Below are 11998 nucleotides of genomic sequence, written 5' to 3'. Positions count from 1 at the left end.
TACCGTTACTTCGTGTCCGACGAGCCGGAAGCCGAGGCCTTGCTACGGGCGCTGCCCGCGACGCCTGCCTTCTTCACTCCGCCGGTGCCGGCCCCGGCCGCCGCCTTGTCACCCTTGCCCGTGGCCGCGGCCGGCGAAGGTTTCTTGGCAGCCTTGGTGCCGGTCGCGGCCAACGTGGAAGCGGCGCTGGCCGGAGCCTTTTCGGCGACCTCGGCCGTGCCGGCGGTTTCCGAAGAGGTCTCAGTGGATTGCACCCCCGCCGACACCGCGGTGAGAGCCGGGGTGCTGTTGGCCGTCGTGGTGGTAGTGGTCGGCGGAGTAATGGCCTTGGCGATCGCCTGCGGGATCGAGACCAGCAGCCTGCCCAGCAGGCCGATCGACGGACCGGTCACGGTCACTCCGTTAGCCGGGTCCGTCGGGGGTGCGACCGGAATGTAGGTGAGCAGAGCCGGGAAGGGAGAAGCCGACTTCGGGTTGTTCCAGCCGTTCAGTACGGCGTTCACGAACAACCCGGGGGTGTTGACCACGGTGTTGATCGCTCCCACCGCGTCGCCGGCGGACACCGACTGGACCAGTCCGCCGACGATGTCTCCGGCGGTGGCCAACACACTCAGCGCCGCACCGTAAACCGGTTGGAAGATGCCGTTGACCAGAGTCGTGCTGCTGAAGATCGCACCGACGGCATTCGCGAAGTTCTGCGCGATCTGTTGTGGGATACCAGGATTCGGCACGGTGCTGCCCCGAGGGGTGTACGTCAACAGGGCGTTGTAGATCGGCGTGATCGTCGCCAGCGCGCCGTACAGCACGAAGCTGCTCAGCTGGTTCACGATTTCGGCGTTGTTGCCCTGGTCGACGGCTATCTTGAGATTCGCCAGGAATGTCCCGCCGCGACCCGCCATATAGGTTTCCCAGCCAGCGGGGATTCCGGCGATGGCGCCGCCGATTTCGTTGGCGTAGCCGATCTGGTTGCGGGCGACCTGAGACAGAATCGGCAGCGGATCGGCCGCGATCGCCTGGGTCAGCGCGGCAATGTTGGTGACTGTATTCGTCACGATCTGGGGGTAAACGGTCAGCGGTGAGGCGGTGACCGACAGGCCGGTCAGCTCGACCGCCTGGACCGCGCGTCGCTGAATCTCGTCAGGCAGGGACTGGGTGGCGGGTCCGGCGACCAAAGCACCGGCGGTCACGATCGCCGCACCGGCGATGGTGAGTCTGCCGGCGCGGCGCGCCGAGATTGCTGGGCTGGCAACGAAATCAGCCCCCGAAAGGTTGACAGCGGCGTGCACGAAATCTCCTTCTCCAGATTATTGACGAGTTAATATCGCGGACGGAGATTAGCTAAGTCTTACCTAAGTTTCAATAGGTACGCCTAACCTTAGTTCCCGGGTCCGGCTGCCGCTCCAACGACGTCCGGAACCCAGCGGCGGTGGTCAGACCCCAGAGCGGTCGAAGGCGTAGAGGGCCATCCGCCGATTCGACATGTCGAACTCACCGAGGAACGTGCATCCTGCGGCCTCGCACACTCTTCGGGCGGCAGCGTTGCGGTGGTCGGGATCGAACATCACGCGCCGGCATCGCGGTTCGGCCGCGAACAAGTTGGCGATGATCTGTGGGAGCAGGCCCAGGCCAACGCCCCGGTTGAGAAGTCTCGTACTGGCGATCGCGGCGTGCAATCCGAGATCGTAGGGATCGGCGTCATAACAGGTCGCAATCAAATCCTTTGCTGCCCTGTACAATTCGAGATATCCATCGGCAACGCCATCGAGGCTGGCGATCAGCGGCACGGAATATGTGCCGTTCAGCTGCGCCTGCAGATGCCGTCGCCAGCGCCCGACCGGCCAGTCGTACTCCCACGCCTGCGCCAGATGCGGACGGTTCATCCACTCGGCGATCATCACGGCATCCGCGGCGGTCGCCACCCGTAACGCAAACGGCGGCTCGACCGCCGGCAGGACCGGCGCCGGAACTCGCGACACATCGTCGGGCAGGTCAGTGAGGGCACGGGCGAGAACAACCTCGGTCATCGCGCGCAGCGTAACCGATCGGCGCGTGTTCACGGTGGGCTCCACATTGCCGACATCGCAGGAGTGAGTGCGGTTCAATGATCCGGTGGCCGAGATTCGCCGCACCCGAGCAGTCGCCGCCGACCCGCAGATGATCTGGGACGTGCTGGCGGACTTCGGCGCGGTCAGCTCCTGGGTCGGCTTCGTCGACCACTCCTGCCTACTGGAGCACGGTGCCCTCGGCAGCCCCGTCGGCACCTCGCGTCGCGTCCAGCTCGGGAGATCGACGTTGGTCGAGCGGATCACCGACTTCGACCCACCGCACACGCTCGCCTATGACATCGAGGGCCTGCCCCCACTGGTGCGTCGTCTCCGCAGCTGCTGGACGCTGCGGCCGATCGCGCGGGGTCTCACCGAGGTCACCCTGACGAATGAGGTGACCATCGGTACCAATCCGGTGCAGCGGCTGGCCGAACGGCTGTTCAGCCGAGCCACCGTCAAACGGCTCGATCTGATGCTCGACGGACTGGCGAAACGACTGGAGGCCCAGCATGACTGATCGTCCCGACATCATCATCGTGATGACCGACGAGGAGCGTGCGACTCCGCCCTACGAATCGGGTGACGTGCTCGCTTGGCGGCAGCGGGTTTTGAGCGGGCGGCGATGGTTCGACGAGCACGGCGTCAGCTTCGGGCATCATTACACCGGCTCGCTGGCCTGCGTGCCCAGCAGGCCGACGATCTTCACCGGACAGTACCCGGACCTGCACGGCGTCACCCAGACCGACGGCATCGGAAAGGCATTCGACGATTCGCGGATGCGGTGGCTGCGTCGCGGCGAAGTGCCCACCCTGGGCAACTGGTTCCGCGCCGCGGGGTATGACACCCATTACGACGGCAAATGGCACATCTCGCACGCCGATCTGACCGACGCCGCGACCGGCGGGGCGTTGGCGACCAATGACGACGACGGCGTCGTCGATCCCGGTGCGGTGCGACGGTATCTCGATGCCGACCCGCTCGCACCGTTCGGGTTCTCCGGCTGGGTCGGGCCCGAACCACACGGCGCGGGACTGGCGAACAGTGGCGTCCGGCGCGACCCGTTGATCGCCGACCGGGTGGTGGCCTGGTTGCAGGATCGATACTCCCGCAGGCGCGCCGGCGATGCTGCTGCACTGCGGCCGTTTCTACTCGTGGCGAGCTTCGTCAACCCGCACGACATCGTGCTGTTTCCCACGTGGGCGAGGCGGAGCCCGCTGGAACCCTCGCCGCTCGATCCACCGCCGATTCCGGCTGCGCCCACCGCGGACGAAGACCTGCGCACCAAGCCCGCGGCACAGATCGCCTTCCGGGAGGCCTACTACTCCGGGTACGGTCCCGCGGCCGCCATTGAACGCGTCTACGCCCGCGGCGCGCAGCGATACCGCGACCTCTACTACCGGTTGCACGCCGAAGTCGACGTGCCCATCGATCGGGTGCGTCGGGCAGTGACCGAGGGCGGATCGGATCACGCCGTGCTGGTGCGCACCGCCGACCACGGCGATCTGCTCGGCGCCCACGGCGGTCTGCATCAGAAGTGGTTCAACCTCTATGACGAGGCCACCCGGGTGCCGTTCGTGATCGCGCGGATCGGAGAACAAGCGACTCGACCGCGGCTCGTCGAATCCCCCACCTCCCACGTCGATCTGGTGCCGACCCTGCTCAGCGCCGCCGGCATCGACGTGGAGTCGACTGCGACAATGCTTTCCGAGTCCTTCACCGAAGTGCACCCGCTGCCCGGCCGTAATCTCATGCCGATTGTCGACGGCGCACCCGACGACGAGAGCCGCGCGGTCTACATCATGACCCGGGACAACATGCTCGAGGGCGACACCGGAGCTTCCGGTCTGGCCCGTCGTCTCAGGCGCACGGTGAATCCACCTGCACCGCTACGCATCCGGATCCCGGCGCACACCGCGGCGAACTTCGAGGGGCTCGTCACGCGGGTGGAAGGCCGGCTGTGGAAGCTGGTGCGCACGTTCGACGATCCCGGTACCTGGACCGAACCCGGCGTTCGGCAGCTCGCTGCAAACGGCCCTGGCGGTGAGTCGTATCGAACCAGTCCGCTCGACGACCAGTGGGAGCTCTACGACCTGAGTGATGACCCTATCGAGACCATGAACCGCTGGCCTGACCCCGCCTTGCACGAACTGCGGCAACTACTCCGGAGGACACTCAAAGAAATTCGCGCACAGTCTGTCCCGGAGCGGAACAACCCGTGGCCGTACGCCGCCCGCCGAGTACCTGCCGCTCGGCGCCGCCGGCTGTTCGGTTAGGCGGCAACCAATTTCAGCGGCAGCCTACGGTGGCGCCGAATGATGTTGTTGACCGCCCACGTCGGTGCGTCGGTCAGCTCGATACGGTCGACACGCTCGACCAGGGCGCGCAACACGGCAGAGGTCTCCAACCGGGCCAGGCCCTGTCCGGCGCAGGCGTGGGCACCCTGACCAAAGCCGATGTGGCGACCGGCATCCCGGGTGATGTCGAACTCCTCCGGCCGGTCCCACTCCCGTTCGTCGCGATTCGCCGACGAGTACACCACCAGCACCCGCGCTCCGGCGGGTAGCTCGGTTCCCGCGACGTCGGTGCGGGTACGGACCTCGCGCGCGAAGGCCCGCAGCGGAGACTCGTAACGCACGATCTCGTTCACCGCGTTCGGAATCCGGTCCGGCTCGGCCCTCAGCAATTGCCACTGCCGCGGATGTCCGGCGAAGAGATGCAAGGCTGCAGAGATTGCGCTGATCGTGGTGTCCAGCGAGGGTGCGATGTAGTCGACGAGCAGTGCCGGGCACTCGTCGACCGACAGCACGCCGTCGTCGGCGGCGGTCAGCAGTTCGTCAGCCAAACTCCCGGCGAGAACGGTGCGCCGGCGCACGACCTGCCGGGCAAACCGGAGCATCTGAGCGGTCCCCGGCACGGACTTGATCGCTTCCCGATTGAACGGACCGAGCGCGTCGAAGGTGGCTCCGGCCCAGTCGATGAGGTGACCACGCTGGTCGCGGGGCCAGCCCACCAGATCCGGCACGATCGCGAGCGGCAGCGCAGAGGCCAGCTCCACTCCATCGACCTCGCCGCGCGCCACCGCGGCGTCCACGACGTCGGCAGCCTGCCGCTCGACGGTGTCGGAGATGGCGTGCAATGCCCGCGGCATCAGCCGGTGCGCGACGAGCTTGCGCCGCCGCTCGTGTTCGGCACCGTCGCTGTTCAGCGTGGTGCCACGGGACAGGCGGTTGCTGATCCTGTTGAGCGCCACGCCGTTTCCGGAGATGAAGGTTTCGTCATCGCGTAGGACCGACTTGCACTCGGCATAGCGCGGCAGCGCGTAGACCCGCTGACGAGGCAACCAGACCACGGAGCCGAGCGCCCGCATCCGCCGGTAGTGCGGGTAAGGATCCAGAATCGCGCCACGGGCGTAGATGTCCGGCCGGTATTCCGCTGCAGACCGCGCACGCCCCATCGAGTCTCCAAACCCATCTGACTGAGCTTTTCGTCGCATATGACGATTTCGTCATACACTAGGGCAACGCGCAGACATCAGGCAAGGTGGCGTTGTTTGCAGCTACTGAACCCGCAGCTCAGGCTTGCAGGCTGATCGACTTGCCGTTGGCGTCGGAACGCGCCGACCGGCGTGCGCGGGGTGAACTCAGTTACTCGGGAGCTATCTCGTGGCTGTCGACGAAGACAAGCGTGCCGGCGTCCAATAGGATCGCCCAGCGCCGTGCGGCATCCGAGATGTGCACGTCCCCGACATCGACGGCATGGCCGGCCAAGTCCCCGAAATCCTCGACAATGACGCCACGTACCTCGTCGTCGGTGTCGACATAGACACGGACGCGTTGATCGACGGCGATGTTCTCGTCGCCGTCAGCACGCTTTCCCGCTGACTTCTTGGCCACCCAAATACCTTCCCCGGCAACATACTCTCCGGCCAGTACAGCACGATCAGGGGAGATTCGGGTCGGAATTCCGTGGGATCGGGGGCGTGATAGACCACAACACTTCGCTCGACTCCGGTCCGGGGTTGTCCCAGGAATGCGCTGCCTTCGCCGAGAACGTGTAGCAGTCCCCGGCTTTGAGGACGGATTCCTGACCGTCCACCGTCAGGCGCAGGCACCCGCGCAGTACGAAAACAAAGACGGTTTCGGACTCCAATGTGTAGGCCCCGCCGGTCCCCCCGCCAGGATGCAACACCGTCCGCATCACCTGCAGATTACGTTCGGTTTCCGGCGTCAGTAGGTACTCTCGGATTCCGCTGCCGCCCATCTCGACTGGCGCACCACCGCCGCGAACCACCGGCGACTCCGGATAGTCGAACAGCGAACCCACTGAGACACTGAGGATTTCGCACACGCGAAGCAGGTTGGGCACCGATATGGTGGTCTGTCCGCGCTCCAGCAGGCTCAGGAAGCCCTTGGTCAGTCCGGCGGAGGAGGCGACCGCCTCCAACGTCATTGACCGCTCTTTGCGAAGCTGCCGCAACTTCGGGCCCAGCCTTGTCATCCAGCCGTCAACGCCGGCGAGAGCGTGGTCGCCGGTGCCCTCCTGCATGGGACACCTCACCTTCGGCAGACGGCCGGTCGACCGGACCTTGTGCGGCTAAAGTTTAGCGGTATATAACTTCGTTAGTTTTACACCACTAAACCCTGAGGACGGGACATGAGTCTGTACGCGGTGGTCGACCCGAAATCCGGCGATGTCGTGCGGGAGTACCCGACCGCGACCGACGAACAGATCGAGCAGGCACTGGCTTCGGCCGCCGCGGCCTACCGGACGTGGTCGAAGTCCTCGACGGTGGCCGACCGGGCCGCCCTGATCCGCCGGGTGGCCGCGCTGCACACCGAGCGACGCGAGAAGCTGGCCGAGATCATCAATCGCGAGATGGGCAAACCACTCGACCAGGCCCTCGGCGAGGTGGACTTCAGCGCCGCGATCTACGAGTACTACGCCGACAACGCCGAGAAGTTCCTGGCCGACGAGCCGATCGAGCTGCTCGACGGCGAAGGCAGCGCGGTGATCAAGCGCGGTCCGGTGGGCGTACTGCTCGGAATCATGCCGTGGAACTACCCGTATTACCAGGTCGCCCGCTTCGCAGGGCCGAACCTGACGCTGGGCAACACCATCGTGCTCAAGCACGCGCCGCAGTGCCCGGAGTCCGCCGAGGCCATCCAGGCCATCTTCGACGACGCCGGTTACCCCGCCGGGGCGTACGTCAACGTTTACGCGACCAACGAGCAGATCGCCGAGATGATCGCCGACCCTCGAGTGCAGGGGGTGTCACTGACCGGTTCGGAGCGCGCAGGCGCGGCGGTCGCCGAGATCGCCGGCCGCAACCTGAAGAAGGTGGTGCTCGAGCTCGGCGGCTCCGACCCCTTCATCCTGCTTTCCAGCGACGACCTGGACGCGACCGTCGAGGCCGCGATGGCCGGCCGTTTCGAGAACACCGGCCAGGCCTGCAACGCGGCCAAGCGTTTCATCGTTTCGGCGGACCTCTACGACGAGTTCCTCGACAAGTTCACCAAGAAGGTGGTCGAAGCCGCCGACGGCCTGGCGCCGTTGTCGTCGCTGGGCGCGGCCAAGCGTCTGGCCGAGCAGATCGACCGCGCGGTGGCCGACGGCGCCCACTTGGTTTCGGAAGGCAAGCGCGACGGCGCCTACTTCCCGCCGGGCGTGTTGACCGGTGTCACCCCCGATTCGGCGACGTACCGCGAAGAGCTGTTCGGCCCGGTGGCGATGGTGTTCAAGGTGAGCTCCGAGGACGAGGCGGTGGAGCTGGCCAACGACATTCCGTTCGGCCTCGGCTCGTACGTGTTCACCACGGATGAAGAACAGGCCAAGCGGGTAGCCGACAAGATCGACGCCGGAATGGTGTTCGTGAACGTGGTCGGCGCCGACGGGGTCGAGCTACCGTTCGGCGGAGTGAAGCGCTCCGGTTTCGGGCGGGAGCTGGGCCGGTTCGGCATCGACGAGTTCGTCAACAAGAAACTGATCCGGATCGGATAACCCATGAGCACCACGACTGCGCCGGCCAAGAAGGACGTGTACACCCCGCTGGAGCTGTTCGGCACGGACCGTCTGCTCGACTCGGACGAACGGGACATCGCGGCCACCGTGCGGAAGTTCGTCGACACCCGGCTGCGGCCGAACATCGAGGACTGGTTCGAATCAGCGACGCTGCCAAAGGAACTCGCCAAGGAGTTCGGCGAACTCGGCCTGATGGGGATGCACCTGCAGGGGTACGGCTGCGCAGGCACCAACTCGGTCAGCTACGGCCTGGCCTGTATGGAACTCGAGGCCGGCGACAGCGGCTTCCGCAGCTTCGTCTCGGTGCAGGGCTCACTGTCGATGTTCTCGATCTACCGCTACGGCTCCGACGAGCAGAAGAACGAGTGGCTGCCCAGGCTGGCCACCGGCGAGGCGATCGGATGCTTCGGGCTGACCGAGCCGGACTTCGGCTCCAACCCGGCGGGCATGCGCACCAAGGCACGGCGTGACGGCACCGACTGGGTGCTCGACGGCACCAAGATGTGGATCACCAACGGCAATCTCGCCGACGTCGCCACGGTCTGGGCGCAGACCGACGACGGGATCAGGGGCTTCCTGGTGCCGACCGACACTCCGGGATTCACCGCCAATGTCATCCACAAGAAACTGTCGCTGCGGGCCTCGGTGACCTCCGAGCTGGTGTTGGAGGGTGTGCGGCTACCGGCGTCGGCGCAGCTGCCCGAGGCCACGAGCCTGGGTGCGCCGCTGTCGTGCCTCAACGAGGCACGGTTCGGGATCGTGTTCGGCGCGCTGGGAGCGGCGCGCGACAGCCTGGAGACCGCGATCGCCTATGCGCGCGAGCGCGAGGTGTTCGACCGTCCGCTGTCGAGTTTCCAGTTGTCCCAAGAGAAGTTGGCCAACATGACCCTCGAGCTGGGCAAGGGCATGCTGCTGGCGGTTCACCTCGGTCGCATGAAGGACGCCGAGGGCGCCCGCCCCGAGCAAATCAGCCTGGGCAAGCTTAACAACGTGCGCGAGGCGCTGGCCATCGCCCGAGAATGCCGAACCCTGTTGGGCGGCAGTGGGATCACGCTGGAATACTCACCGCTGCGACATGCGAACAACCTCGAGTCGGTGCTGACCTACGAGGGCACCTCCGAGATGCACCTGCTGTCGATCGGACGCGCACTGACCGGCCAGGCAGCGTTCCGCTGAAATGACCCACGCCGTCGAACTGCGGCACCTCATCGCCGGTGAATGGCAAGCCGGCAGCGGAGACCACATCAGCAGCGTCAACCCGACCCGGCCGAGCGTGGTTGTGGCCGAGGGCAACTGCGCAACCGTCGCCGATGTCGACAGTGCCGTGGCCGCGGCGGCCGAAGCGCTCACGAGCTGGACCCGAACCCCGATCCATCAGCGTGGCGCTGTCCTGTTGGAAGCCGCTGCCGTCGTCGAGCGCAATGCCGAGGCGTGGGGTCTGGACCTGGCGACCGAAGAGGGAAAGACCAAGGCCGAGGGCATCGGCGAGGTCCGGCGGGCCGCACAGATCCTGCGCTACTACGGCAACGAAGGCGACCGACAGGACGGCGAGATCTTCGCCTCGCCGCGCACGGGCGAACAGATCCTGGTGACCCGCAAGCCGATCGGCGTCGTCGCGGTCATCACCCCGTTCAACTTCCCGATCGCCATTCCGGCCTGGAAGATCGCTCCCGCTCTGGTCTACGGCAACACCGTGGTGTGGAAGCCGGCAGCCACCGTTCCACTGCTGGCGGTCCGACTCGCTGAGGCGCTGACCGCCGCGGGGCTTCCGCGGGGCGTGCTCAATTTGGTGATCGGCGATTCGCCGGTCGGTGAGGCACTGGTCGAGCATCCGGATATCGCCGCGATCAGCTTCACCGGGTCGACGACAGTAGGACGGCGTATCGCCGCAGCGGCCGCTGGCCGTGGCGTGCCGGTGCAGGCCGAGATGGGCGGCAAGAACGCGGCCGTCGTGCTCGACGACGCCGATATCGAGTTGGCGCTGGATCAGGTGATGCTGGGCGCCTTCCGTTCCGCTGGCCAAAAGTGCACGGCAACATCACGATTGGTCGTCACGGACAGGATCGCCGACCGGTTCCTGGCGGAACTCGCCGCTCGGGCGGACGCGTTGGCCGTCGGCGACCCCGCCGACGACGCGACGCAGATGGGTCCGGTCATCACCGGGGCGGCCCAGCGGAATATCTACGGGGGCCTGGGCACCGCAATGGGACAGGACGCCGAGGTGCTGGCCGGCGGCGAGCCCTACTTCAAGGGCTTACTGGCTGAGGGCTTCTTCGTCGCGCCCACAGTGCTGGAGCTGACCGCGCCGGCAGATATCTGGTCGGCGGAACTGTTCGGGCCGGTGCTCGCGGTGCGGCGCGCCACCGATGCCGCTGAAGCTTTCGCGCTGGCCAATGACAGCGAATTCGGCTTGTCGGCAGCCGTCTTCACGCAAAACCTGAGCCGTGCGCTCCATGCGGTCGAGCACCTCGACGTCGGAGTGCTGCACATCAACTCCGAATCCGCGGGCGCTGATCCGCACGTGCCGTTCGGCGGTGCGAAGAAGAGTGGGCTCGGCCCGAAGGAGCAGGGCACCGCCGCCAGGGAGTTTTTCACTCACACGACGACGGTGTACCTGCGCGGCTAGTTCTTCTCGGCGGCCCGTGCCTGCTGCCGCTTCTCCTTCTCGACGTCGGCGAGTTCGTTCGCCCGGTCGGCGTCGCTGCGGATCGAGGCCGCCTCACTCCGCTTTTCCTGGGCGTCGTCGAGTTTTGCCTGGGCCGCTTTGGTCACGGTCTTCTCCGCGGCGCTGATGTTGGCCTTTTCGGTCTGCTTGGCGTTCTCCACCGCTGCGGTGCGCTGCGATGCTGCCTTGTCGACCCGCTCTTTGACGACGGCGGCACGCTCCGCCGCGCTCTGGGCCGCGTTCTGCTTGCGCGCCTCGGCTTGCTGGCGCGACTCGGAGACCACCTGTTGTTTCTTGTCCTGGGCATTCTTCCGTTGCCGGTCGGCGTCGTCGCGCCGCGCCTTGAAGTTCTCGCCGGCTTCGCGAACTTCGCTGTCGGCTTCGGCGTCGAGCTCAGCAGCCAGACGCAACGCTTCACTGCGCTCTGCGAGCGCTGCGCCCCGCTCGGCGATATCAGCGGCACCGAGCAAGTTGCCGACGGTCACGTCCAGCGCCCCGAAAGAGCGCTCATAGACCAGACGTGCCGGCGACTCGCTCTTCAACCGAACCATCACCTGGTCCTCGACGATCTGCAGCGGCAGCCGCGCGGCGCGATATTGCAGCCGCATAATGGCGAAAGGCATGTCAGAGATTTTCATTGAGCAATTTCCTCTATTTCGATAATCGTTGTGGCTCAGGGTAAATCGGCATCGTCGGTCAGCTTGTCGGCTTCGCCGCGCAGCTGCGCGGCCGCCGCCCGCGCCTGGACGGCATCGTGTACCGCATCCTGATGCTCCTCGGCGGCAGCCTCCACCTTTTCGCGGGCCTGCTCGGATTCCAGCCGCGCCCGCGCCTCGGCGCTGGTGGCTTCGCGCTGGGCGTCCTGCTCCGCCCGCGCCGCCTCGGTGGCCGCCTGCTGGTGGGCACTCTGCTCGGCCGCGCGCTTGCGGGCCTGCGCCTCGTTGTCGATAGCGTGCTCGGCCGTTGCGGCACGAGCGGTCACCTCGGCACGGGCCTGCGCTGCGTCCGCCGTGACTTCGGACTTTTGTTCCCTGGCTTCGGCCGCTTCGGCGTCGGCGAGCGCTTGCTCGGCGTTGGCCTCCTTGCGCTGGTTGGCCGCTACCTGATCCAGCTGACCCTCCGCGGTCAGCGAATCGTTGCCGGTGACGGCGCCGACGACCTCCTTGGCTTTGCCCTTGATCGAGTCGATCAAGCCCTCACGGGCCTGCTCAGCTTTGTTGTTCATCTGGTCCCCTCATAGGCGTGCGTACAGGGACTGCGTTCCACCTGA

Annotated in this window: 12 protein-coding genes; 5 read left to right on the top strand and 7 right to left on the bottom strand. The window is 66.3% G+C overall.

Translation table 11 applies throughout. The features are described from left to right. Positions 1–5: 5 nt before the first annotated feature. Positions 6–1286: a hypothetical protein gene (locus AB431_RS02290; RefSeq protein WP_047328578.1), complete on the bottom strand. Its 1281-nt coding sequence runs from the start codon at positions 1284–1286 to the stop codon at positions 6–8. A gap of 144 nt (positions 1287–1430) precedes the next feature. Further along, the gene (locus AB431_RS02285; protein ID WP_047332997.1) at positions 1431–2024 is read right to left on the bottom strand and encodes a GNAT family N-acetyltransferase; all 594 of its coding nucleotides are present in this window, start codon (positions 2022–2024) and stop codon (positions 1431–1433) included. Between the two features lie 130 nt (positions 2025–2154). Here AB431_RS02285 and AB431_RS02280 point away from each other — a divergent pair, with 130 nt between their 5' ends. Together AB431_RS02280 and AB431_RS02275 are read left to right on the top strand one after the other, a co-directional pair. Continuing rightward, complete coding sequence (locus AB431_RS02280) at positions 2155–2562, top strand: SRPBCC family protein (RefSeq protein ID WP_235435987.1); 408 nt, start codon at positions 2155–2157, stop codon at positions 2560–2562. Continuing rightward, positions 2555–4318: a sulfatase-like hydrolase/transferase gene (locus AB431_RS02275; protein ID WP_047328577.1), complete on the top strand. Its 1764-nt coding sequence runs from the start codon at positions 2555–2557 to the stop codon at positions 4316–4318. Before AB431_RS02280 ends, AB431_RS02275 begins: the two co-directional genes overlap by 8 nt. Here the strand turns inward: AB431_RS02275 and AB431_RS02270 are convergent. The 3 genes from AB431_RS02270 to AB431_RS02260 form a co-directional block, all read right to left on the bottom strand. Next, positions 4315–5499, bottom strand: coding sequence for a cytochrome P450 (locus AB431_RS02270; RefSeq protein WP_047328576.1), 1185 nt, complete (start codon positions 5497–5499; stop codon positions 4315–4317). The two genes, AB431_RS02275 and AB431_RS02270, sit on opposite strands and share 4 nt — an antisense overlap. Before the next feature lie 190 nt (positions 5500–5689). Beyond that, the gene (locus AB431_RS02265; protein WP_047328575.1) at positions 5690–5938 is read right to left on the bottom strand and encodes a hypothetical protein; all 249 of its coding nucleotides are present in this window, start codon (positions 5936–5938) and stop codon (positions 5690–5692) included. 46 nt (positions 5939–5984) lie between these two features. Further along, a complete protein-coding gene (locus AB431_RS02260; RefSeq protein ID WP_082135522.1) occupies positions 5985–6590 on the bottom strand; it encodes a helix-turn-helix domain-containing protein in 606 nt (201 codons plus the stop codon). Positions 6591–6698: 108 nt separating this feature from the next. Between AB431_RS02260 and AB431_RS02255 the strand changes: the two genes are divergently transcribed. The 3 genes from AB431_RS02255 to AB431_RS02245 are packed head-to-tail and all read left to right on the top strand — an operon-like array spanning position 6699 to position 10689. Next, positions 6699–8042, top strand: a complete 1344-nt coding sequence (locus AB431_RS02255) for an NAD-dependent succinate-semialdehyde dehydrogenase (RefSeq protein WP_047328574.1) — start codon at positions 6699–6701, stop codon at positions 8040–8042. A 3-nt stretch (positions 8043–8045) separates the two neighbouring features. Next, positions 8046–9239: an acyl-CoA dehydrogenase family protein gene (locus AB431_RS02250; protein ID WP_047328573.1), complete on the top strand. Its 1194-nt coding sequence runs from the start codon at positions 8046–8048 to the stop codon at positions 9237–9239. Position 9240: 1 nt separating this feature from the next. Beyond that, positions 9241–10689 carry an aldehyde dehydrogenase family protein gene (locus AB431_RS02245; RefSeq protein ID WP_047328572.1) on the top strand — a complete coding sequence of 483 codons (1449 nt, stop codon included), beginning with the start codon at positions 9241–9243 and terminating at the stop codon, positions 10687–10689. On the opposite strand, the gene AB431_RS02240 is transcribed toward AB431_RS02245, so the two are convergent. Both AB431_RS02240 and AB431_RS02235 read right to left on the bottom strand, forming a co-directional pair. After that, positions 10686–11351 carry an IF2 family translation initiation factor gene (locus tag AB431_RS02240; RefSeq protein WP_235435806.1) on the bottom strand — a complete coding sequence of 222 codons (666 nt, stop codon included), beginning with the start codon at positions 11349–11351 and terminating at the stop codon, positions 10686–10688. The two genes, AB431_RS02245 and AB431_RS02240, sit on opposite strands and share 4 nt — an antisense overlap. A 50-nt stretch (positions 11352–11401) precedes the next feature. Next, positions 11402–11953: a CsbD family protein gene (locus AB431_RS02235; protein WP_047328570.1), complete on the bottom strand. Its 552-nt coding sequence runs from the start codon at positions 11951–11953 to the stop codon at positions 11402–11404. Positions 11954–11998 lie beyond the last annotated feature (45 nt).

Source organism: Mycobacterium sp. EPa45 (assembly GCF_001021385.1).
In the GTDB taxonomy this organism is placed as follows: domain Bacteria; phylum Actinomycetota; class Actinomycetes; order Mycobacteriales; family Mycobacteriaceae; genus Mycobacterium.
Note: the sequence above shows the minus strand (reverse complement) of the source record. Positions and strands in the feature narration are given on the sequence as shown.